Genomic DNA, 22489 nt, shown 5'->3' with positions numbered 1-22489 from the left:
GTGACCCCTGAAGATGCAGTGCTGACCGACGCCCCCGAGGACTCCCCCGCGACCCCCGGATTCGAGGAGCTCGGCATCACCGGGCCCGTCCTCAAAGCCATCAAAGACCTCGGCTACGAGACCCCATCGCCCATCCAGGCGGCGACCATCCCCACGCTCCTCGCCGGCCGCGACGTCGTCGGCATGGCGCAGACCGGGACCGGCAAGACCGCGGCGTTCGCACTCCCCGTGCTCGAGCGCCTCGACGTCTCGCAGAAGACCCCGCAGGCTCTCGTGCTCGCTCCCACCCGTGAGCTCGCGCTCCAGGTGTGCGAGGCATTCGAGTCGTACGCCTCCAAGATGAAGGGCGTCCACGTCCTCCCCGTCTACGGCGGACAGGGCTACGGCGTGCAGCTGTCGGCTCTGCGCCGCGGCGTCCACGTCATCGTCGGAACTCCCGGGCGCATCATGGACCACCTCGCCAAGGGCACGCTCGACCTGTCGCAGCTTCAGTACCTCGTGCTCGACGAAGCCGACGAGATGCTGAAGATGGGCTTCGCGGAGGACGTGGAGCAGATCCTCGCGCAGACCCCCGAGGAGAAGCAGGTCGCTCTGTTCTCGGCGACCATGCCGCCGCAGATCCGCCGCCTCGCGCAGAAGTACCTGCGCGACCCGGAAGAGATCAGCATCAAGTCCAAGACCGCGACCGGCACGAACATCACGCAGCGCTACCTCGTGGTGTCGTATGCGCAGAAGGTCGACGCCCTCACCCGCATCCTCGAAGTCGAGAACTTCGACGGGATGATCGTGTTCGTCCGCACCAAGAACGAGACCGAGACGCTGGCCGAGAAGCTGCGCGCCCGCGGATACTCCGCAGCTGCCATCAACGGCGACGTGCCCCAGGTGCAGCGTGAGCGCAGTGTCAACCAGCTCAAGGACGGCAAGCTGGACATCCTCGTCGCGACCGATGTGGCCGCCCGCGGTCTGGACGTCGAGCGCATCAGCCACGTCGTCAACTTCGACATCCCGACCGACACCGAGTCGTACGTGCACCGCATCGGACGCACCGGACGCGCCGGACGTTCGGGCGACGCGATCAGCTTCATCACCCCGCGCGAGCGCTACCTGCTGAAGCACATCGAGAAGGCCACGCGTCAGCAGCCCGCTCAGATGCAGCTGCCCAGCACCGAAGACGTGAACACCACGCGTCTGAACCGCTTCGACGACGCGATCACCACCGCGCTGTCCGAGACCGGCCGCATCGATGCCTTCCGCGACATCGTCGCCCACTACGTCCGTCACCACGACGTTCCCGAGGCCGACGTGGCAGCAGCTCTCGCCGTGGTGGCTCAGGGCGACAAGCCTCTGCTCCTCGATCCGGCCAACGACCCGCTGACGAAGGCTGTCGAAGCCGACAATCGTCCCCCGCGCGAGCGCACGGGCCGGGACACGCGTGAGTCCCGCGAGCCGCGCGAGCGTCGGGGTCGTGGCGACTACACGGCCTACCGGATCGAGGTGGGTCGCCGGCACCGCGTCGAGCCCCGCCAGATCGTCGGTGCCCTCGCGAACGAAGGCGGCCTCGGCCGTGACGACTTCGGTGCGATCAACATCCGCCCCGATTTCTCGGTCGTCGAACTTCCGGCGAACATGAGCCCGGCCGTCCTGGAGAAGCTCCGCGACACTCGGATCTCGGGCCGACTGATTGAGATCAAGCCCGACCGCGGCCCCGCCGGTGCCCGCCGCAACGGCCCTCGTGAGGGTGGCCGCGATGCGGGAGACCGGTTCGAGCGTCGCGACCGCGACGACCGTCCGGCTCGCGACAGCCGCGACGAAAAGCCGTTCCGCAAGCCCCGCCACAAGAGCTGACGCCGCATCGCGCGCGGTTCGGACTATTCCGTTCCGCGCGCGAGTTGCGCCGCGACGTCTATCAGGGGCTCGGGGTGAGCCAACAACGCTCGTTGTTCCGGGTTCGCGATGAGGTGAGCGATCAGTCGATGCGCCCCCGCCACCGTCGGCTGCCAGTATCCGCCGACGTGATGGCGGCTCAGCGGGAGCGTGGTGGCCTCCCCATCCACCGTGAGTGTCACCGCCCCATCGTCGGGATCGATGCCGGGATCGCTGAGCATCGACGCTGTCAGCGCACCGAGCAGCAGAGTGCTCACCAGACCGGGCAACCGGAACCGTGTCGTCGGCACGTCGAGAGCGATCTCCTCCAGCCCATCCCACGGCACGATGCCACGGTTCTCGATGCCCTCACGGATGATGACGGCGTCGGGTGTGAGTCGAAGGTGGTGCCGCCCGGGGTCGCCGACAGCCAGAGCATCCGGGACGACGATCAGTGGTCCGTAGCGCTTCACGAACCGTCGCTCACGGGCGGGAGCCCCGCCGGCCCCTCCGTCACGAGGATGTGGAACTGAGCCGCGTCGAGGATCCGGATGCCGAGCTCCTCGGCCTTCGCGAGCTTCGACCCCGCTCCCGGCCCGGCGGCGACGAAGTCGGTCTTCTTCGACACACTGGACGCAGCCTTGCCGCCCGCGTTGATGATCGCCTCCTGCGCACCGTCGCGGGTGTAGCCATCGAGCGATCCAGTGGCGACCACCGTGAGTCCTTCGAGCACGCCCCCCGCCGCGACTGCCGCACCCGGTCCGGGGTGCCCCGGAGTCGACCACTGCACCCCTGCGTCGGCCCACTGCCGCACGATCTCCTGGTGCCAGTCGACCTCGAACCAGGCGAGCAGCGAGTCGGCGATGATGCCGCCCACGCCCTCGACGGCGGCGAGCTCGTCGCGCGATGCCGCACGGATCGCGTCGAGGGAGCCGAACCACTGCGCGAGCGCCCGCGCGGCGACGGGGCCGACGTGGCGGATGTTCAGCGAGACCAGCAGCCGCCACAGGTCTTTGGTCTTCGCCTTCTCGAGCTCGGCGAGCAGCGTGAGCGCCTGAGACGACGGCTGGGGACCCTCGAGTCCTGACTTCTTCTCGGCAGCGGTGGGGTTGCGTCGGAAGGGTGCGCGAGTCTTGACGATGCCGTCCTCATCCTCCTTCGGGAGCCCGGTCTCGGAATCTCGCACGAAGAGCTCGATGGGTACGAGCTCTTCGAGCGTCAACGCGAACAGCCCTGCCTCGGTCTCGAGCGGGGGAACGGCAGGTGAGGTCGGCTGCGTGAGCGCGGCAGCCGTCACCTCGCCCAGCGCTTCCACGTCGAGGGCACCGCGGGAGCCGATGTGCTCGACGCGGCCGCGGACCTGAGCAGGGCACGAACGCGCATTCGGGCACCGGAGGTCGATGTCGCCCTCTTTCATCGCGCGCAGCGGGGTGCCGCACTCCGGGCATTCCACGGGCATCACGAACTCCCGCTCGCTGCCGTCGCGCTTCTCGACGACAGGGCCGAGAACCTCGGGGATCACGTCGCCGGCCTTGCGCAGTACAACGGTGTCGCCGATCAGAACGCCCTTGGCCTTGACGACGTCCTTGTTGTGCAAGGTCGCCTGTCGGACCACGGAACCGGCGACGTGCGCGGGCGCCATGACGGCGAACGGCGTGGCGCGCCCGGTGCGTCCGACCGACACGACGATGTCGAGGAGCTTGGTCTGGACCTCTTCCGGCGGGTACTTGTAGGCGATGGCCCAGCGCGGGGCTCGACTCGTCGCGCCGAGCTCGTCGTGCAGCTCGAGCTCGTCGACCTTGACCACGATGCCGTCGAGCTCATGCTCGATGTCGTGACGGTGCTCACCGAAGTGCTCGACGAACGCGACGACCTCGTCGACGGTGTGGCAGACCTTCGTGTGCGGGCTCGTGGGCAGGCCCCACTCGGAGAGCAGGTCGTACACCTCGCTCTGCGCGGCGACGGGAGGGTTCGTCCACGCGCCGATGCCGTGCACGTAGAGCGCGAGCGACTCGATGCGCAGGAGCCCGGCCTCGAGTTCGAGACCGTTCTTCTTGTCGATCTGTTGGCGGAGCCCCCCGCTGGCGGCATTGCGCGGATTCGCGAACGACGGGAAGCGCCTGGCGGCCGCCGTCTGCGCCTTCTCCTCGTCGAACGCCTTCTTGGCCCCACCTCGGGCCTCCCAGCGCGCGAGAGCATCGGCGTATGCGCGGTCGCGGAAGGCGGCCTGCGCGGCGTTGAGGCGCTCGAACGCCGCGACGGGGATGAACACCTCGCCGCGCACCTCGACGATCGACGGATGGCCCTCGCCGCTCAGACGCTGCGGGATCTCGGGCAGCCGAAGCGCGTTCTCCGTCACGATCTCGCCGACACGACCGTCGCCGCGAGTCGCCGCAGAGGTGAGGACGCCGTTCTCATAGCGGAGGTTTATCGCGAGCCCGTCGATCTTCAGCTCGGTGAGCCACGCGACCTCGCGCCCGGCGGCGGCCCTGGTCTTCGCGGCCCACTCCCGCAGCTCGTCGACGGAGAAGACGTTGTCGAGGCTGAGCATGCGCTCGGCGTGCTCGATCGTCGCGAGACCGGTCGCCTCGGCGGCTCCGACCATCTGCGTGGGCGAGTCCTGCCCCTGCAACTCGGGGTGCAGCCGCTCCAGCTCCTCGAGCCGATGCATCCATCCGTCGTAGGTGAAGTCGTCGACGACCGAGGTGTCGCGACCGTAGTAGGCCTCCTTGGCCTCGAGGATGCGAGCCGTCAGCTCGTCGGCTTCGGTTCGGGCGTCTTCCAGCGAGATGTTCTCCGGCACTCCGCCAGTCTACGAGCGGGCACCGACACCGGAAGCGCCTAACGCGCCGACGGGAACCGCCGAGACCGTGGTGTCGATGGTGAACTGCCCGAGCACCCGCGTGCCGACGTAGAGCACGGCGGTCTGCCCCGGCGCGACACCGTCGAGCGGGATCTCCGGTGTCACCCGTACCCCGTCGTCCGAGACCACCGCACGCGCGGCAACCGGCTCGGAGTGCGCGCGGATCTGCACGTGACAATCGAACGATGACTTCGTCGGTGCGGCACCGGCCCAGCTGAACCGCTCCCCCGCGACCTCCGCGATCGCCAGGGCTTCCTTGGGCCCGACCACGACGGTGTTCGACACCGGTCTGACCTCGAGCACGAAGCGAGGCTTGCCGTCCGCCGCGGGGACACCCAGCTTGAGGCCACGTCGCTGACCCACCGTGAACGCATGCGCCCCCTCGTGCGATCCGACGACCTCTCCACTGCGATCGACGATCTCGCCCGTGGCGGTGCCGACCTTCTCGGCAAGCCATCCACGGGTGTCGCCGTCGGGGATGAAGCAGATGTCATGGCTGTCCGGCTTCTGGGCGACGGTCAGGCCGCGTGCTGCGGCCTCGGCGCGCACGATCGCCTTCGAGGGTGTGGACCCGAGCGGGAAGTAGGTGTGCGCGAGCTGCTCCGCGGTCAGCACGCCCAGGACGTAGGACTGATCCTTGGCATTGTCGGAGGCACGATGCAGCTCCAGTCCGTCGGCACCGTCCACGAGCGTGGCGTAGTGCCCGGTGCACACGGCGTCGAAGCCGAGCTCGATCGCGCGTTCCAGGAGGGCCGCGAACTTGATCTTCTCGTTGCACCGCATGCAGGGGTTGGGGGTGCGCCCCGCCTGATACTCGGCGATGAAGTCGTCGATCACGTCATCGCGGAATCGCTCCGAGAAGTCCCACACATAGAACGGGATGCCGAGCAGATCGGCAGCTCGCCGCGCGTCGAGGGCATCTTCGATGGTGCAGCATCCGCGACTGCCCGTGCGGAGCGTTCCGCCGGCTCTGGAGAGTGCCAGGTGCACACCGACGACGTCGTGCCCCGCCTCCACGGCTCTGGCTGCCGCGACGGCGGAGTCGACGCCGCCGCTCATCGCCGCAAGGATCCGCATGAGAACAGTCTACGAGCGTGTGCCTGTACCGGCGCCGGATGCCCGCGTGTACGCGTCGGCGATCGCGGCGAGAACTGCGTCGACATCGGCGTCGGTCGAGGTGCGCCCGAGCGAGAACCGGAGAACACTGCGCGCATCGCGTTCGCTCCGCCCCATCGACATCACGACGTGCGACGGTTCGGCGACGCCCGCCTGACACGCCGATCCGGTCGACGCCGCGACCCCGGCGACGTCGAGGAGGAAGAGCAGGCTCTCCCCCACCGCGCCGGGGAAGAGCAGATGCGCGTTGCCCGGCAGACGATCGACCGGGTCACCCAGGAGTTCCGCAGCTGGAACTGCGGCGCGGATCCCGGAGACCAGACGGTCGCGCAGTGCGCGGAGTCGTGCGGCCTCCTCGACCCGCTCGACTTCGGCGAGCTCGAGCGCGGTGGCGAACGCCGCGGCCCCGGCGACGTCCTGGGTTCCGGCGCGAAGCCCTCGTTGCTGCGCGCCGCCGCGCAGGAGGGCCGTCATGCGCGCGGTACGCGCCGTGACGAGCACCCCGACGCCGACGGGAGCCGCGATCTTGTGCCCGGCGAGGCTCATGGCCACGAGGCCGACTCCCCCGGCCGCACCCCCACGCAGCCCACGGAACGACAGCGGTACATGTCCGAGCGCAGCGACCGCATCGAGGTGGAGCGCCACTTCGGCCGTGGCGGCAGCGGCGGACAGCGCTGCGGCGTCGTTGATCGTACCGGCCTCATTGTTGGCGACGAGCGCCGTGGCGAGAGCCGCCTCCGGAAGCTGCAACGCGAACTGCTCCGGCTCGATACGCGCGCGGTCGGTCACCGGCACCCGGCGCAGTTCGGCGCCATCCTCCACGAGTGCGGCCACGGTGTCCATCGTGGCGTGGTGCTCGGCTTCGGGCATCACGATCGCCGATGTGCCCTCGGGGCGAGACCGCCACAGGCCCTGCAGCGCGAGATTGATCGACTCGGTGCCCCCCGAGGTGAACACGATCTCGATCGGGTCGGCATCGAGGCTCGCGGCGACGCGCTCGCGGGATTCCTCGAGCAGTCGGCGGGCGTCCTGGCCGGCGCCGTGCGTGGACGACGCGTTGCCGACGGTCTCCGTGGCGGCCAGCCAGGCGTCGCGCGCTTCGGGGCGCAGAGGCGTGGTCGCCGCATGATCGAGATAGTGCCGCATCCTTCGATTCTCTCGCGAAACGCGCCCTGCCGGGTCTGCGGCCATGGAACCCGGTACGCCCTGACATGAGACTGCAACACATCGCGCCTAGTGTGTACTCATGCCCGCGTCCCGAGACCTCACCGTGCCCGGCGGCACCACCCTCGACAACCTCGGCGTCCGTCTGCACGACGGCGTCGGCACCCTGCGCGTCTGGTCCCAGAACGCCTCGTCGATCGAGCTGGTCGTGTTCGATGCCACCGACCTGGACTGGGCGACCGACGAGGTCCCGCTCGAGCGACTGGCCGGAGGTGTCTGGGAGGTCACGACGGAACTCCTGCAGCCGGGCGTCCGCTACGCCATCCGTGTCGGCGGCCCTCACGGCCCCGGAAACACCTTCAACCCGGAGACGCTCCTGCTCGACCCGTATGCGCGCGGTCTCGCCCAGGGCGACGGGTACGAGGAGTGGCGTTCCGTCGTGATCGTCGACGGATTCGACTGGGGCGACTCCCAGAAGCCGCGTATCCCCCTCGACCGCACCGTGATCTACGAGGGACATCTCAAGGGACTCACCAAGCGGCACCCCGATGTCCCTCCTGCACTGCACGGCACGTATGCCGGCCTCGCGCATCCCGCGATGATCGAGTACTTCCACTCGCTGGGCATCACCTCCATCGAGCTCCTCCCCGTGCACGCCTTCGTGCCGGAGCCGCGGTTGCTCGAACGCGGGCTCACCAATTACTGGGGCTACAACACCCTGAACTTCTTCACTCCGCACACCGCCTATGCGACGGAGGACGCGCGCAAGGAAGGCCCGGAGGCCGTGCTCGCGGAATTCAAGGGGATGGTGCGGCTGCTGCACGAGGCCGGCCTCGAAGTGATCCTCGACGTCGTCTACAACCACACCTCGGAAGAGGGCATCGGCGGACCCCGTTCGAGCCTGCGCGGCATCGACAACGCCGTCTACTACCGTCAGGACGAGGCCGGCGTCTACGTCGACACCACCGGGTGCGGCAATACGCTGAACACCGCGACCGACGCCGGGGCCAGACTCGTACTCGACTCGCTCCGCTACTGGGCGCAGGAGATGCAGATCGACGGTTTCCGCTTCGACCTCGCCACCGCGATCGCACGGGACGAGTCCCACGCGTACACACCGGAGCATCCGCTTCTGACCGCTATCGCCGACGATCCGATCCTCGCGGACACGAAGTTCATCGCCGAGCCGTGGGATGTGGGCCTCGGCGGGTGGCAGACGGGGAACTTCCCCTCGGGGTGGCACGAGTGGAACGATCGCTACCGCGACCGCGTGCGCAACTTCTGGCTGAGCGACATCGACTATGCACGCCGTGCGTCGGCACCGGTGGGCATCGGGGGGTTCGCGACGCGTCTCGCCGGTTCCTCGAACACCTTCAGCGAAGATCGGGGTCCGCTCGCCAGCGTGAACTTCGTCACCGCCCACGACGGCTTCACCCTGCATGACCTCGTCTCGTACGACGTCAAGCACAACGAGGCCAACGGCGAGCAGAACCGCGACGGCGCTGACACCAACCGTGCGTTCAACCACGGGATCGAGGGGCCGACGGACGACCCGACGATTCTCGCCGCACGTCGCAAGGCCATGCGCAACCTGCTCGGGACTCTGCTGCTCTCCGCCGGCATCCCGATGCTCACCGCCGGCGACGAGGTCGGCCGCACCCAGCGCGGCAACAACAACGCCTACGCTCAGGATTCCGCTCTCACCTGGCTCGCCTGGGAGTTCGAGCCCTGGCAGGAGGACCTGCGTGCGCATGTCTCCCACCTGATCCGGTTGCGGCAGGAGAACCCCGCGCTCCGCCCGAGTCGCTATGCACGGCTCGGCGAGCACATCCCCAACGCCTCGGTCATGGACTGGTACGACCAGAACGGCGAGACGATGGAGCAGGGGCAGTGGGCAGACCCCGGGAACAGGACGCTGCAGTACGTCGCCGCGTCCACACCCGACACCGAGGCGTACAACCGCATCCTGCTCATCGTGCACGGGACGGAGGCGCCGATCGACGTGCGTCTCCCCGAGGAGATCGAAGGCGCGACCCGCTTCGTGTCCCTGTGGTCGAGCGCTCAGGAGCGGCCCTCCGATGAGGAGGAGGTCTTCGCACCCGGCGATGTGCTGCCGGTGTCCGGAACGTCCATGAGGCTGTTCCGCGTCGAATGAGCCCCGCTCCCGACGCACCACGCGGCGCGCTACCCGCGACCACGTCCGCGCGGTACATTCGGGATGTGGCTGCACGCGCTGGTACCCGGTCCTCGGCTCTCCGGAGCCCCGCTCAGATCCCGACGCGCGTCTTCGTCGACGCAGATGTTCCGGGCTCCCTCCGCACCACGCGGATCCCCCTGCTCGATCCCAGTCCGGCGGTTCCCGGCGGCTTCGCGCCCAAGGCATTCGTGGGCGAGGTCGTCCCGTTCAGCGTGGTCTCGTTCCGCGAGGGGCACGACATCATCGGCGTGCACGTCCGCCTCACGTCGCCGTCCGGCGAGGAGAGCCTCCACCGGTTGACCGCCCGGAACGACGGCACGGACCGATGGTCGGCCGAGATCGCGCTCGATGAGCAGGGCGCATGGCGCTATCGGTTCGAGGCCTTCTCGGACGACTTCGCGACCTGGGCCCATGCCACGGAGCTGAAGGTCGCGGCCGGGGTCGACGTGCCGGTGATGGCTGCGCTCGGAGCAGAGCTGCTCGCGAGAGCCGCTGCCGAGAAGGAGCGTCCCGCCGCGCAGCGAAAGCGTCTGCTCGCGGATGCGGAGTCGCTGGAGGGCGGGGACGGTGCGACGGCGCTCGCGCTTTCCACGGATCCCGGATTGGCCGACCTCTTCCGCGCCCGCCCCCTGGTGACCCTGCGTTCCGCGACGGAGCGACAAACACTCAACGTCGAACGTCATGCTGCGGGCGTCGGTGCCTGGTACGAGTTCTTCCCCCGATCGGAGGGGGCGAAGCGGCTCAAGGACGGCACGGTGAAGAGTGGGACGTTCCGCACGGCGGCCAAACGCCTGCCGGAGGTCGCCGCGATGGGTTTCGACGTGGTCTACCTGGTTCCGATCCATCCGATCGGAACCACCAACCGCAAGGGACGCAACAACACCCTCACCGCCGAGTCGGGTGACCCCGGCTCGCCGTATGCGATCGGCTCCGCCGAGGGCGGCCACGATGCCATCCACCCCGACCTGGGTTCGGCCGCCGACTTCCGCTCCTTCGTCCGGGCGGCGCACGGGGTGGGCCTCGAGGTCGCCCTCGACCTCGCACTCCAAGCCTCCCCGGATCATCCCTGGGTGAGCGCGCACCCGGAGTGGTTCACGACCCTCCCCGACGGGACGATCGCGTACGCGGAGAACCCGCCGAAGAAGTACCAGGACATCTACCCCCTCAACTTCGACAACGACCCCGACGGCATCGCGGCCGAGATGCTGCGCGTCGTGCAGCACTGGGTGGCCCAGGGGGTGAAGATCTTCCGGGTCGACAACCCCCACACCAAGCCGCTGCAGTTCTGGGAGTGGTTGATCCGTGAGGTCAACACCGTGGACCCGGATGTGATCTTCCTCGCCGAGGCTTTCACCCGTCCGGCAGTCATGCGTGCCCTGGCCGCCGTCGGGTTCCAGCAGAGCTACAGCTACTTCACCTGGCGGAACACCAAGAGCGAACTGGAGGAGTTCCTCACCTCCGTGTCGCAGGAGACGTCCGACTACATGCGGCCCAACCTCTTCGTGAACACGCACGACATCCTGACCGAGTACCTGCAGTTCGGCGGTCGTGCGGCTTACCGCATCCGTGCCTGCATCGCCGCCACCGCTGGTCCGGTGTACGGGGTGTATGCCGGTTACGAGCTCTTCGAGAACGTGGCGCGGCCCGGCTCCGAGGAGAACATCGACAACGAGAAGTACGAGTACAAGTTCCGAGATTGGTCGGGCGCCGAGGCTCGCGGAGAATCCCTCGCTCCCCTGCTTCGACGGCTCAACGAGATCCGCACCGCCCACCCGGCACTCCGTCAGCTCAGGAACTTCCGGGCGCACTGGAGCGATGACGATGCCGTCCTCGTCTACAGCAAGCACCTGGCCGCCCCGTTCACCGGCACGGGCCACGCGGACACCATCATCGTGGTCGCGAACGTGGACCCGCACTCGGTCCGCGAGACGACCGTGCATCTCGACAGTACCCAGTGGGGCGTTCCGCTCGGCGAGTCGTTCGAGGTCGAAGACCTGCTCACCGGCGCCGTCTGGACCTGGAGCGACCACAACTACGTGCGACTCGACGCCTTCGCCGAGCCGGTGCACATCCTGAAGGTGAGGGAGCGAGCATGAGCTACGCAGAAGATGTCACGGCGTCCACCGAGTGGGAGGCCATCTCCTCGGCCACGCACCACGATCCGCATGCCGTTCTCGGCGCGCATCCCCGCAAGGATGCGGCCGATCGCACGGTGACGGTCATCCGCGTCCGACGGCCCCTGGCCAGCAGCGTGGCCGCGGTCTTCGGCGACGGCAATCGGCTCGAGCTCGTCCATGTCGCGCACGGCATCTGGGAGGCGCAGCATGTCGGTCCCCCGCTCCCCTATCGCGTCGCCACGCGATACGCGGACCACGACGAGACTCTGTCCGGAGATCCGTACCGACACCACCCGACCCTCGGAGACCTCGATCTCCATCTGATCGCAGAGGGCCGCCACGAACGCCTCTGGGAGGTGCTCGGGGCGCACCCGCGCACCCTGGGGGGCGAACAGGGCGTCTCGTTCGCCGTCTGGGCGACCAACGCCACCTCCGTGCGCGTCGTGGGAGATCACAACGACTGGAACGGCGAAGCCCATGCCATGCGCTCGATGGGCGTGAGCGGGGTCTGGGAGCTCTTCATCCCCGATCTCCCGCTGGGCACGCGGTACAAGTATCAGCTCCGCACCCGCGAGGGCGCCTGGATCCTCAAGGCCGACCCGATGGCTCTCGCCGCCGAGGTGCCGCCGGACACGGCATCGGTCGTGACCTCATCCTCGTACGAGTGGGCGGACGGCGCATGGATGACCCGGCGCGCCGCGACACACGCTGTCGCGCAGCCGCTGTCGGTCTACGAGATCCACGTCGGCTCCTGGCGCGAGGGACTCGGATACCGGGACATCGCCGAGCCGCTGATCCAGCACGTCACGGATGCCGGATTCACCCATGTGGAGTTCATGCCCCTGGCGGAGCACCCGTTCGGAGGCTCCTGGGGCTACCAGGTCAGCGGGTACTACGCGCCCACGAGCCGGTTCGGCACCCCGGATGATCTGCGGTACCTGATCGACAAGCTGCACCAGGCCGGTATCGGCGTGATCATGGACTGGGTTCCCGGGCACTTCCCCAAGGACGCCTTCGCACTCGCCCGCTTCGACGGCCAGCCGCTCTACGAGCACCCGGACCCGCGTCGCGGCGAGCACCAGGACTGGGGCACGCTCATCTTCGATTACGGCCGTCCTGAGGTGCGGGGATTCCTCGTCGCCAACGCGCTGTACTGGTTCAGGGAGTTCCACGTGGACGGCCTGCGCGTCGACGCCGTCGCCTCGATGCTCTACCTCGACTACTCCCGCGAAGCCGGCGAATGGGAACCGAACATCCACGGCGGTCGCGAGAACCTCGAGGCGATCCGGTTCCTGCAGGAGGTGAACGCCACGGCGTACCGCCTGCACCCCGGCATCATGATGATCGCCGAAGAGTCGACCAGCTTCCCCGGGGTGACGGCACCCACGGATCACGCGGGGCTGGGATTCGGGTTCAAGTGGAACATGGGTTGGATGAACGACTCGCTCCAGTACATCTCCCGCGACCCGATGTACCGGGCGCACCACGAGGGCGAGATGACGTTCTCGTTCGTGTACGCATTCGGGGAGAACTATCTGCTGCCGATCAGCCACGACGAAGTCGTGCACGGGAAGGGCAGCCTGATGGCGAAGATGCCCGGCGACCATTGGCACAAGCTCGCCAACGTCCGCGCCTACCTCGCCTACATGTGGGGACACCCCGGCAAGAAGCTCCTGTTCATGGGGCAGGAATTCGGTCAGCTCGCCGAGTGGTCGGAAGGGCGTGAGCTGGACTGGTGGCTCCTCGAACAGCCGTCGCACGCGCAGCTGCAGGACTTCGTCGGAGCGATGAACCGTGCCTACAGGTCCCAGTCCCCTCTCTGGGCGCGCGACAACGATGGGTCGTCGTTCCACCGCCTCGGTGCACCCAGCTGGGACCCGAACGTGATCGCCTTCGAGCGGCGGGATTCCCATGGAGGCCGTCTGGTCGTCGTGAGCAACTTCGCCGGCGTGGAGCGCGCGGGATATCGACTCGCACTTCCGCAGGACGGCGTCTGGCAGGAGGTGCTCAACACCGATGCCGCCGAATACGGCGGACGAGGGTCAGGAAACCTGGGCATGGTCTTCGCGTCGGGCGAGGATGGTGGCGCCCCCACCGCGACGATGACGCTTCCCGCGCTTTCGACGCTGTGGCTACGCCACCAGTCCGACCCGCACGTACCCACCGTCAGTCACGGATGACGGTGACCCGCCCCGAACCCTCCAAGGGCTAGAACAGCAGCGACGAAAGCCTGTTCCGGGCGGCCACGACTCGCGGGTCGCCCGTCCCGATGAGGCCGAACAATTCGATCAGGCGCTCCCGCACAGGGGTGCGCTGGTCGGACGGCAGCTGCGCGAACAGGTCGAGCAGTCGCGCGAAAGCGTCTTCGACATGCCCGCCGGCAAGATCGAGGTCGGCCACATCGAACTGCGCCTGAACATCGAGCGGTCCCTCCGCGGCCGCTGCGCGCGCCGTCTGCAGATCGAGTCCCTGCACGCGGTCGAGCAGACGCACCTGGCCGAGGCCCGCGATCGCCTCCTCATCGCGAGGGTTCTCGGCGAGGGCCTTCTCGTACGCGCGGATCGCGGCTGTGTAGTCGCCTGCCTCGATCGCAGCGAACGCTTCGGCGTGCAGCGGCGGCAGCTCCGGCTCCTCCGGGGTCGCCGGTGCTTCGGCATCCGCATCGACCGAGAGCGATCCGGTGACGCCGTTCTGTGCGGCCACCTGCAGAAGCTGGGCGAAGACCTCGCGCACCTGCTGCTCCGGCACCGCGCCTGTGAACATCGGCACCGGCTGGCCGGCGATCAACGCGACCACCATCGGGATCGACTGCGCGCGGAAGCTCTGCGCGAGCTGCGGATTCGCGTCGACATCGACCTTGGCGAGCAGCACCCGGCCGCCGAGTTCACGAGTCACCTTCTCGATGATCGGGCTCAGCTGCTTGCACGGTCCACACCACTCGGCCCACAGGTCCACGACGACGGGAACCGTGCGGGAGAGTTCGAGGATCTGCCCGAACGTCTCGTCGGTCGCATCGACGACGACATCGACCACGCCGGGAGCAGGAGCGCCCTCGGGCGGCGACGCCGGCCGGTTTCGGAGGGTCGACAGGTCCACCGCGCCGCGCAGCGCGGACGGAGAGATTTCACTCACTTGATCACCTTCACGGAAAGGAGGTCCTGGTGGACTGCCAGGAGCCGGATCTGCTCCGTCGACCCCTGAGCGGGGACCGAGAAGAACAGCTGGAACTCATAAGTCGTCTCGACGCCCTTCGCGGACTCGGTCGCACCGGTGAGCGCCTTCGCCTGAGCGTTGTCCCCGAACCGGATCACCACGTCGGAAGACACGGGCGTCACCGTTTCGGTATCGGTCAAGGAGACCGCGACGATCGCACCGCTGTCGAGCGTGGTCATCGAGATGGGCTCGTCCGTCGTCGGCGCCATGTCGAATGCCGCCTTCGATGTCTTGGAGGCGCCCTTGTCGGCGAGACCCTTGACCACGGCCTGCCGACTGTCGGTGATCGACGTCGCGAGGTTCAGCGCCAGATCATCGAACAGGCCGTAGAACTCGCTCTTCTCCCCCGAGTCGACGACATCGGCGAACGCCGGGGCGAGTTCGGCGGGAGGGAGCGTGAGGAACGCGGAGTCCGATGGGACGAGCGACGTACCGAGCCAGGCGGCCGCGACGTCGGGGAACACCGCATCCGCGGACATCTCGGCCATATTGCTGACCTTGTAGTTCGACCACGGGTCGGCCTGGGTCATCGTGAGCACGACGGGCGGCTCGGTGTCGTCGCCCTTGGTCTTCGCAAGCATGAGCACGGTCCTCGGCCACGCGTCGGTCGCCTCCGGAAGCACGACCTCGACATCGTCAGTCGGGATCGCCGCAGGAACTGCCATGTCCGTGAGCTTGGTCCGCAGCGCGTACTCGGTCGTGCGAGCAGCGAGAGCCGGTCCGGCCAGACGGGTGGACGCCAGGTCGAGGTCGAGTGCGGTGTCTGCCTCCACCACCGTGTCGGATACGGACTTCAGGATTCGCTTCGCCTGGGACTCGGTCACGGCCGGCGGCTTCTGGTTGTCCGGAGCGATGACGGTCGGGCTCGGGGAGGGCGACGCAGAGGCATCGCCGAACTGCGGCCAGGAGTCTGCGGAACACCCGGCAGCGAGAAGAGCAGTGAGCCCGAGCGCGGGAATCGCAAGCAGCCGGCGACGACGAGCGGGGGTCTTCGCGCGCATCGACGTCTTCGAGTCGTTCTCCTTGGGGTCCACGATCTCCCCCTCTTCGATCTCGGTATCCGCGGTGTCTGCGGAGGGCGTCGGGTCGGCGGAGGTCGGTGTTTCCGCCGAGCCTTCGATCGCCGCGCGCTCCTCCGGAGGAAGCACCGCGATGTCGATCGGCTCGGTCGCAGGAAGCGGGCCGGGGCCCTTGCGGCGCGGCCCACGGCCACGACGCTGGTGGCGGATCCCGAGCACGTACAGGACGAGTCCGATCAGCAGGACGACGCCACCGGCGACCATGAGGGGCCCCGCCAGGGGGGTCGAGGTGTCGAGCGGCCAGGAGACGACGATGTCGTCGGGAGCATCCTTCGTGCCGTCGTAGGCGACCAGCATGCTCGTTCCCTCGGGGAGCTGCATGTTGTCGGCGACGAGGCGGTTCTCTTTCTCGAAGGAGTCCAGCCACAGGTCGGATCCCCGGGGGTCGCGGCCCGTAGCCGCCTCGCCCTCCTCACCTGCGCCGCCGTCCGCCTCGTCCGCATCCTCGGCCGCCGACACGTGCTCGACCGCGAAGCCGCCGTCGTCGTCCACCGTGACGTGGTTGTAGTCGGAGTCTGCGAGCCAGGCCTCCATGTCGGCGGTCCTGCCGTAGCTGCCGAAGATGTCGCCCTGCCCGCGGACGATCAGGGTCTGAACGCCCGGGTTCGTCCGGAGCACGTCTCCATCCAGGAGGACGAACGGCGCTGGCTCCTCGATCTCGACGGGCGTCTGCTGCGAGTCGGGGCCCACGAAGGTGCGCTGGGCGATCCCCGCCCCGATCAGCACGGCGGCAAGAACGAAGGCCACCACGGCCCATACGAAACGCACGAATAGTCTCCTCACGCATCACCGGCATCTGCCCGCGACGCAACACTCGACATTTCAGACTAGCGAAATCAGCTGTGTGTTGCCCACGTACACGTGCAGTGCAGGCTGGACCGGCACGTCGCGCGCGGCGTTGCGCGGCGTCTGGATACCCTTGCTGCAGCCGTTTCGAGGAGTCGTCGCATGAAGATCCACAATCCGTTCCGCACCGCCCTCGTGGCGACGCTCGGCGTGGGACTGGGGATCCTCCTGATCAACAGCGTGGAGACTCTCTCCAGCGTCCTGCTCTACGTCGGCACGGCGCTGTTCCTGAGCCTGGGGCTCGATCCGCTCGTGTCCTTCCTCGAGCGCCGTCGACTCCCCCGCTGGCTGGCCGTGCTGGTGACGATCCTCGCCGTCCTCGCGATCTTCAGCGGGATCGTGCTGATCATTCTTCCCGTGCTCGTGGATCAGATCTCCCAGCTGATCGCCCAGATCACTGCCATCCTTTCGCGAGGGGACCTGATCCCGGATCTCAAGGAGTGGATGCAGGACACCTTCCCGAATCTGCAGGTCGATGTCGTCTTCACCTACGTCACCGACTGGCTGACGACGAACCTCGCCGAGATCGGCGGGTCCATCGGCCAGGGCGTCCTCGTCGCCAGCGGCGCCGTTGTCAGCGGGCTGTTCGGCGCGTTCATCATCCTCATCCTGACGATCTATCTCACCGCCTCGACGCCGTCGCTCAAGCGCGCCGTGTACCAGCTCGCCCCGTCCTCGAAACGCGACCGCTTCATCGACCTTTCGGAACAGATCACCGACTCGGTGGGGTATTACGTCATGGGGCAGGTGTCTCAGGGCGTGATCAACGGCGTCCTCAGCGCGATCTACCTCTCGATCATCGATGCGCCGTTCCCCGCGGTTCTCGCGATCATCGCCTTCTTCTTCTCGCTGATCCCGCTCGTCGGGACCCTGACTGGCTCGACGATCATCGTCCTGGTATGTCTGATCCCCGGGCTCGGGTCGCCAGGGATCGCGATCGCCGCGGCGATCTACTACCTCATCTACATGCAGATCGAGGCGTATGTGATCTCGCCGCGCATCATGAGCCGTGCAGTCGCCGTCCCCGGGGCAGTGGTCGTCGTCGCAGCCCTCGCAGGTGGCAGCCTGCTCGGTCTGCTGGGTGCGCTCATCGCGATTCCGGTGGCGGCGAGCATCCTGATCATCTATCGACAGGTGCTCATCCCGCGGATGAACGAACTCTGAGCGTCCGGCCCTCGATCAGTCCGCCAGCGGCCAGTGCGTGGCGAGGGGCAGCGCCGACGGGTTCACCGCGGCCACGATCTCGGTGAGCACGCGCCGCGTCTGCGTCTCACCGACCCACAGATGCTTCCCGCCCTCGACAGCGATCAGCTGCGCGTGCGGTATCGAAGCGAAGCGTTCCCGTGCCTCGTCGGGCCGCAGGTAGTCGTCCAGCTCCGGCACCAGCACGACGAGGGGGACATCGGTGGCAGCCCAGGCGGCGACCTCTGCTTCCGTCGCCCGATGCAGCGGCGGAGACAGGAGGATCACACCGGCGATGTCATGGTCGCGCCCGTACTTGAGCGCGAGTTCGGTGCCGAAAGACCATCCGAGGAGCCACGGTCGCGGGAGCGCCCGTGCACGGACGAAGTCCATGGCCGCCGCGACATCGAACTGCTCGGCCGCACCGCCGTCGAACGCGCCGTCACTCGTGCCGCGGGGCGATGTGGTTCCTCGCGTGTTGAACCTCAGGACCGCCAGGTCAGCCAGTGCGGGAAGCCTGGCTGCCGCCTTGCGGATGATGTGGGAGTCCATGAAGCCGCCGGCTGTCGGCAGCGGATGCAGGGTGACGAGCGTCGCGACGGGCGGCATGCTCTCCGGGAGGGCGAGCTCTCCGACCAGCGTGAGACCGTCCGCCGTCTTCAGCTCGATGTCCTCCCGCTCGGCGGGAAGCTCCAGCGGCCCTCGAATCTCCATGCTCACGCGATCCTCCAACAGTGTGTGTGCCAGTGTCGGCGCGCGGCGAGATCAGCGGCATCGCCGAGGACGCCGTCAGCCCGCCAAGCGACCAGGTGTGCGGTTCCCGCCACGATCGGCTGCGCACAACCAGGGCAGACGTAGTCCTTCTGGGCCTGTGCGGACGAAACCGGCTGCACGGTCCATTCGTTGCCGCGACGGATCTCGGAGCGCTTCCATCCGGCGAGCAGCCGCTCGAACGAGTCGTCGGCTTCCGGGCGCGCTGGAGGGCGTCTGCGTGAGCGAGGCATCGCTCCTGCTCACCACCAGTGGTTGTTCGTCCAGAAGCTGTAGGCCCCGGCCCAGCTGCCGTAACGACCCGTGGCGTAGCCGGTTGCCCAGCGCAGGTTGTCCACCGGGTCGTAGCCGTTACCGGGCACCTTGCTGCAGGGAAGGGCTTGAACCAGGCCGCACGCGCCCGAGGACGAGTTCGTCGCGTTCGGGTTCCACCCGCTCTCGCGCGACACGATGTAGTCGACGTACTGCCAATCGCTCTGCGCGATCCCGGCGGCGGCCATCCAGTCCGCGGGAGCGCCACCTCCCGAATACGGAGGCAGAGAGCCTCCGGAGGATCCGCCCTGCGAGCCCGTGGAGACAGTGGCTGCCGGCTTGGGTTTCGGCTTGGGCTTCGGCTTCACGTACACCTCGAACGTGCCGCGCTCCACCGGCGTGATGGCAGCACCGCTGACGGTGACCGTGAGGTTCTGCGTGTCGGCGAGAGCCAGCGAATAAGCCGAATCCGGGGTGTCGGACTGCACGGGTTCGGCCAGAGCGACCCCGGTCGGTGCCACGAGTGCTCCCGCGAATCCGACCACGGCGAGAGCGCTGACCACGCTGACCACGCCGCGTCGGCGGGCCCCTCGACGAGAGCCCGTGCGCGCGGATCCGACCCTCGCTGCGGGCATCAGCGAAAGGTCGCGTCGTTGGGGGTTCATGTCGTTTCGGGAGTTCACGATGAAGGACAGTCTACGCAAAGCCGCCTGGGACGACCATCAGGAACTCAGCGAACGGCCAGAATCACGTCGATCGTGGCGTCGAGGAGCGCATCGACCTGCTCCTCGCGGTAGCCGCCCCGCTGCATCCGGAACGCTGCCGATCGCAGCTGCTCGGCGGAGAGCGGGTCGCCATCCCGGAGATAGCGGACGATCCTGGTCGAGACATGGTCGACCTCGTCGATGCGGTAGCCGAACGTGAGCACCCCGGTGCGGGCGAAGCGCCGGCGTCGAGGTCGCGCCAGGTGGTCCAGGATGATCTGCGCGTCGGCTCGCGCCTTCTCGACCCACACCTCGGCTCCCTGCGCGCGCACCACACGCTCGCGCTCACGCGCGGCGAAGGCGTCTTCCACGCGACCGAGCGCCGCGTCGACGTCGGCCACGACATAGCCGCCCTTGACAAGCGGAAAAGACGCCGCGCGCACATCATCGGCGCCCAGCTCGTCGGTACCGGACTCGAACGCTCGTCGAGCGGACGCGAGGAACGCGTCGACGGCAGCACGGTGATATCCGCGCTCGCGCCCGGATGTCAGTGCGAACGCCGGCGGAGCATCCGCCGTCCGTTCCGCGATCTGCTCTTCGTTCATCACAGCACCACCCAGGGAGAGAGGAGGAAGTAGAGGCCGAGCGCCGGGATCGTCGAGGGCAGGATGCTGTCGAGCCGATCGAGAAGACCGCCGTGCCCGGGAAGCCAGGAACTCATGTCCTTGATGCCGAGGTCACGCTTGAGCATGGACTCACCGAGATCGCCCAGTGTCGCCGACAGCAGGATCGAGACGCCGAAGACCACGCCGGCCCACCACGGCAGCTCGAGAAGGAAGATGGCCAGCAGCACGCCGGCGACCAGGGAGGCGAGCACGGCACCGCCGAACCCCTCCCACGTCTTCTTGGGACTGATCTTCGGGGCCATCGGGTGCCGCCCGAACGCGAGACCCGCCGCATACGCACCCGTGTCGGCGGCGACCGCGATGGCGATGAAGCTCAGAACCCACCATTGGCCGCCCTCCTGTTCGAGGAGGATGAGGGCGACGCCGGCGAGGAAGGGAACGTAGACCTGGACGAATCCGCTGATGACCGCATCCGCGAGAACGTCTCCGTAGGTGCGGCCGTCTTTCGCGACCATCTGCGCGATGAGTCGCCAGACGATGACGAACGCGACGGCGACGAAGAGCATGACCCAGGACAGCCACGGCTCGGCGAAGTAGGCCGAGAGCACCAGGAAGGCGCCGGCAACGAGCTGAGGAATGACGTCGATCCGGCGGCCGGACGCCCGAAGCGCTCGGGAGAGTTCGTACACGCCCAGCAGCGCCGCAGCGAGAGCGAACGGCACGAACAGCGCCTTGACGAAGAGCAAGGATGCGAGCAGCGCCGCTCCGAACGCCAGGCCGATCAGGATCGCGAGGACGAGATCACGTCCCGTGCGCTGCTTGATCCGTTCATTCGCCTGATCGATCTGATCCCGTGCATGGGATACGTGGTTCTCGAGCTCGTCCCTCGCCGCCCGCCATTGCTCGCGGATCGCATTGTGGTCCGCCGTATCCAGCGGACCACCGACGACGGATGTCCCGCCGCCCGCCGACGCCGGAAGGGGTGGACGAGGCGGGATGGCTTCCGCATCGAACGTCGGGAAGGCCGCGTCTGCGAGCGGGACGCCGTCAGCAGGCGTGCCGTCACGCGCGTCTCGGCGCGTCAGCGGCTGCCTGTCCTCCTCGGCGTCACGCGTTTCGTCAGACATCCCGACTACACCTCAAGGAGTTCGGCCTCTTTGCGCTTCAGCGCGTCGTCGATGAGGTCGACGTGCTGACGCGTCAGGCCGTCCAGCTCCTTCTCGCCGCGGGCGATCTCGTCCTCGCCGAGTTCGCTCTTGAGCGCATCCAGCTCGTCCTTCGCCTTGCGGCGGATGCCACGGACATGAACCTTCGCGTCCTCGGCCTTGGTCTTGACGAGCTTGACGTACTCCTTGCGACGCTCCGCCGTGAGCTCGGGCATCGTCACACGGACGAGGTTGCCGTCGTTCGTCGGGTTGACACCGAGGTTCGGCATGTCGCGGATGGCCTGCTCGATCGCCTTCAGCGCCGACTTGTCGTACGGCGTGATGATGAGCGTGCGTGCCTCCTGATTCGCGAGCGAGGCCAGCTGCGCGATCGGGGTCGGCGTGCCGTAGTAGTCCACGAGGACCTTCTGGAACATCTGCGGGTTCGCACGCCCGGTGCGCACCGTGGAGAAGTCCTCCTTGGCAGCTTCGACCGCCCGGTTCATACGAGTGGTGGTTTCAGCGAGGACGTCCGCGATCACGGTGGCTCCTATCGTCGGGGTGTTCTGCAAATTCTATCGGGCGAAGCAGTCTCCGCCGTGTCACACACTCAGGCGGTGACGAGGGTTCCGATGGGCTCTCCGAGCAGGGCCCTGGTCACATTCCCCGCCGGCTCCATGCCGAAGACGCGCATGTCCATGCTGTTGTCCATGCAGAGGCTGAAGGCGGTCGAGTCGACGACCTTGAGGCCGCGCTGCAACGCATCGCGATATGTCACGCGCTCGATGCGCTCGGCATCGGCGTGCTTGTTCGGGTCGGCGGTGTAGATCGCATCGACGCCGTTCTTGGCGACGAGGACCTCGTCCGCCCCGATCTCGAGCGCGCGCTGCGCAGCCACGGTGTCGGTGGAGAAGTAAGGGAGTCCTGCGCCGGCGCCGAAGATGACGACCCGCCCCTTCTCCAGGTGACGCTCGGCGCGACGCGGGATGTACGGCTCGGCGACCTGTGTCATCGAGATCGCCGACTGCACGCGGGTGGCTGCGCCGGCCTGCTCGAGGAAGTCCTGGAGAGCGAGGGCGTTCATGACCGTGCCCAGCATGCCCATGTAATCGGCACGGCCTCGATCCATGCCGCGCTGGCTGAGTTCCGCGCCACGGAAGAAGTTGCCACCGCCGACGACGATCGCGACCTCGACCCGATCGACGGCCGCGGCGATGTCGCGGGCGATCTGCGAGACGACATCGGGGCTGACACCCAGCTGCCCCGCCCCGAAGGCCTCTCCGGAGAGCTTGAGAAGGACGCGTCGGCGTCCGGTGCGTTCAGTCATGGGTGGGTGTCCTCTCGTCCCGAT

The 22489-nt window shown here is 67.9% G+C and carries 18 protein-coding genes; 5 read left to right on the top strand and 13 right to left on the bottom strand.

The annotated features are described in order from the left end of the window. Positions 1-18 precede the first annotated feature (18 nt). The gene (locus DW298_RS18040; RefSeq protein ID WP_136044044.1) at positions 19-1845 is read left to right on the top strand and encodes a DEAD/DEAH box helicase; all 1827 of its coding nucleotides are present in this window, start codon (positions 19-21) and stop codon (positions 1843-1845) included. A 23-nt stretch (positions 1846-1868) separates the two neighbouring features. On the opposite strand, the gene DW298_RS18035 is transcribed toward DW298_RS18040, so the two are convergent. Genes DW298_RS18035 through DW298_RS18020 form a run of 4 tightly spaced genes read right to left on the bottom strand, consistent with a single transcriptional unit; the run spans position 1869 to position 6988 of the window. Continuing rightward, positions 1869-2336 carry a hypothetical protein gene (locus DW298_RS18035; RefSeq protein ID WP_136043850.1) on the bottom strand — a complete coding sequence of 156 codons (468 nt, stop codon included), beginning with the start codon at positions 2334-2336 and terminating at the stop codon, positions 1869-1871. Further along, complete coding sequence (ligA, locus tag DW298_RS18030) at positions 2333-4666, bottom strand: NAD-dependent DNA ligase LigA (RefSeq protein ID WP_136043849.1); 2334 nt, start codon at positions 4664-4666, stop codon at positions 2333-2335. The genes DW298_RS18035 and ligA overlap by 4 nt, the downstream gene beginning before the upstream one ends. A gap of 9 nt (positions 4667-4675) precedes the next feature. Then, positions 4676-5803, bottom strand: a complete 1128-nt coding sequence (mnmA, locus tag DW298_RS18025; RefSeq protein ID WP_136043848.1) for a tRNA 2-thiouridine(34) synthase MnmA — start codon at positions 5801-5803, stop codon at positions 4676-4678. 9 nt (positions 5804-5812) lie between these two features. Then, positions 5813-6988 (bottom strand): cysteine desulfurase family protein, encoded by a 1176-nt coding sequence (locus tag DW298_RS18020; protein ID WP_136043847.1) that lies wholly within the window; start codon positions 6986-6988, stop codon positions 5813-5815. 100 nt (positions 6989-7088) lie between these two features. Between DW298_RS18020 and glgX the strand changes: the two genes are divergently transcribed. The 3 genes from glgX to glgB all read left to right on the top strand — a co-directional run bounded on the left by glgX (position 7089) and on the right by glgB (position 13500). Further along, a complete protein-coding gene (glgX, locus tag DW298_RS18015) occupies positions 7089-9161 on the top strand; it encodes a glycogen debranching protein GlgX (protein ID WP_136043846.1) in 2073 nt (690 codons plus the stop codon). 65 nt (positions 9162-9226) lie between these two features. Then, positions 9227-11299, top strand: coding sequence for an alpha-1,4-glucan--maltose-1-phosphate maltosyltransferase (locus DW298_RS18010; RefSeq protein ID WP_240745188.1), 2073 nt, complete (start codon positions 9227-9229; stop codon positions 11297-11299). Next, positions 11296-13500 carry a 1,4-alpha-glucan branching protein GlgB gene (gene glgB, locus DW298_RS18005; RefSeq protein ID WP_136043845.1) on the top strand — a complete coding sequence of 735 codons (2205 nt, stop codon included), beginning with the start codon at positions 11296-11298 and terminating at the stop codon, positions 13498-13500. Before DW298_RS18010 ends, glgB begins: the two co-directional genes overlap by 4 nt. Before the next feature lie 28 nt (positions 13501-13528). Here the strand turns inward: glgB and DW298_RS18000 are convergent, their stop codons facing one another. Further along, on the bottom strand, positions 13529-14452 hold the full coding sequence (locus tag DW298_RS18000) for a tetratricopeptide repeat protein (protein WP_136043844.1): 924 nt from the start codon (positions 14450-14452) through the stop codon (positions 13529-13531). Beyond that, the gene (locus DW298_RS17995) at positions 14449-16380 is read right to left on the bottom strand and encodes a glycosyl transferase (protein ID WP_136043843.1); all 1932 of its coding nucleotides are present in this window, start codon (positions 16378-16380) and stop codon (positions 14449-14451) included. The genes DW298_RS18000 and DW298_RS17995 overlap by 4 nt, the downstream gene beginning before the upstream one ends. Before the next feature lie 180 nt (positions 16381-16560). On the opposite strand from DW298_RS17995, the gene DW298_RS17990 reads away from it, so the two are divergent. Continuing rightward, complete coding sequence (locus tag DW298_RS17990) at positions 16561-17622, top strand: AI-2E family transporter (protein ID WP_136043842.1); 1062 nt, start codon at positions 16561-16563, stop codon at positions 17620-17622. A 15-nt stretch (positions 17623-17637) separates the two neighbouring features. Here the strand turns inward: DW298_RS17990 and DW298_RS17985 are convergent, their stop codons facing one another. The 7 genes from DW298_RS17985 to pyrH all read right to left on the bottom strand — a co-directional run bounded on the left by DW298_RS17985 (position 17638) and on the right by pyrH (position 22465). Continuing rightward, the gene (locus DW298_RS17985) at positions 17638-18354 is read right to left on the bottom strand and encodes an alpha/beta hydrolase (RefSeq protein WP_136044042.1); all 717 of its coding nucleotides are present in this window, start codon (positions 18352-18354) and stop codon (positions 17638-17640) included. 2 nt (positions 18355-18356) lie between these two features. Then, on the bottom strand, positions 18357-18644 hold the full coding sequence (locus tag DW298_RS19685) for a hypothetical protein (RefSeq protein ID WP_136043841.1): 288 nt from the start codon (positions 18642-18644) through the stop codon (positions 18357-18359). A gap of 9 nt (positions 18645-18653) precedes the next feature. Then, positions 18654-19298: a transglycosylase SLT domain-containing protein gene (locus DW298_RS17975; RefSeq protein ID WP_136043840.1), complete on the bottom strand. Its 645-nt coding sequence runs from the start codon at positions 19296-19298 to the stop codon at positions 18654-18656. Between the two features lie 95 nt (positions 19299-19393). Then, on the bottom strand, positions 19394-19972 hold the full coding sequence (locus DW298_RS17970) for a DivIVA domain-containing protein (protein WP_136043839.1): 579 nt from the start codon (positions 19970-19972) through the stop codon (positions 19394-19396). Next, positions 19972-21120, bottom strand: a complete 1149-nt coding sequence (locus DW298_RS17965; RefSeq protein WP_136043838.1) for a phosphatidate cytidylyltransferase — start codon at positions 21118-21120, stop codon at positions 19972-19974. Before DW298_RS17965 ends, DW298_RS17970 begins: the two co-directional genes overlap by 1 nt. Positions 21121-21125: 5 nt before the next feature. Further along, complete coding sequence (frr, locus tag DW298_RS17960) at positions 21126-21680, bottom strand: ribosome recycling factor (RefSeq protein WP_029263480.1); 555 nt, start codon at positions 21678-21680, stop codon at positions 21126-21128. Between the two features lie 68 nt (positions 21681-21748). Beyond that, a complete protein-coding gene (pyrH, locus tag DW298_RS17955) occupies positions 21749-22465 on the bottom strand; it encodes a UMP kinase (RefSeq protein WP_017830711.1) in 717 nt (238 codons plus the stop codon). Positions 22466-22489: the final 24 nt, after the last annotated feature.

This window comes from Microbacterium sp. A20 (assembly GCF_004794515.1).
Taxonomy (GTDB): Bacteria; Actinomycetota; Actinomycetes; order Actinomycetales; family Microbacteriaceae; genus Microbacterium.
Note: the sequence above shows the minus strand (reverse complement) of the source record. Positions and strands in the feature narration are given on the sequence as shown.

Excerpts from the sequence above, each read along its gene's own strand:
- DW298_RS17970 (WP_136043839.1), bottom strand. The coding sequence starts at position 19,972 with ATGAACGAAGAGCAGATCGCGGAACGGACGGCGGATGCTCCGCCGGCG.
- pyrH (WP_017830711.1), bottom strand. The coding sequence starts at position 22,465 with ATGACTGAACGCACCGGACGCCGACGCGTCCTTCTCAAGCTCTCCGGA.
- DW298_RS17990 (WP_136043842.1), top strand. The coding sequence starts at position 16,561 with ATGAAGATCCACAATCCGTTCCGCACCGCCCTCGTGGCGACGCTCGGC.
- DW298_RS18020 (WP_136043847.1), bottom strand. The coding sequence starts at position 6,988 with ATGCGGCACTATCTCGATCATGCGGCGACCACGCCTCTGCGCCCCGAA.
- mnmA (WP_136043848.1), bottom strand. The coding sequence starts at position 5,803 with ATGCGGATCCTTGCGGCGATGAGCGGCGGCGTCGACTCCGCCGTCGCG.
- DW298_RS17975 (WP_136043840.1), bottom strand. The coding sequence starts at position 19,298 with ATGCCCGCAGCGAGGGTCGGATCCGCGCGCACGGGCTCTCGTCGAGGG.
- DW298_RS17985 (WP_136044042.1), bottom strand. The coding sequence starts at position 18,354 with ATGGAGATTCGAGGGCCGCTGGAGCTTCCCGCCGAGCGGGAGGACATC.
- glgX (WP_136043846.1), top strand. The coding sequence starts at position 7,089 with ATGCCCGCGTCCCGAGACCTCACCGTGCCCGGCGGCACCACCCTCGAC.
- DW298_RS17965 (WP_136043838.1), bottom strand. The coding sequence starts at position 21,120 with ATGTCTGACGAAACGCGTGACGCCGAGGAGGACAGGCAGCCGCTGACG.
- DW298_RS19685 (WP_136043841.1), bottom strand. The coding sequence starts at position 18,644 with ATGCCTCGCTCACGCAGACGCCCTCCAGCGCGCCCGGAAGCCGACGAC.
- glgB (WP_136043845.1), top strand. The coding sequence starts at position 11,296 with ATGAGCTACGCAGAAGATGTCACGGCGTCCACCGAGTGGGAGGCCATC.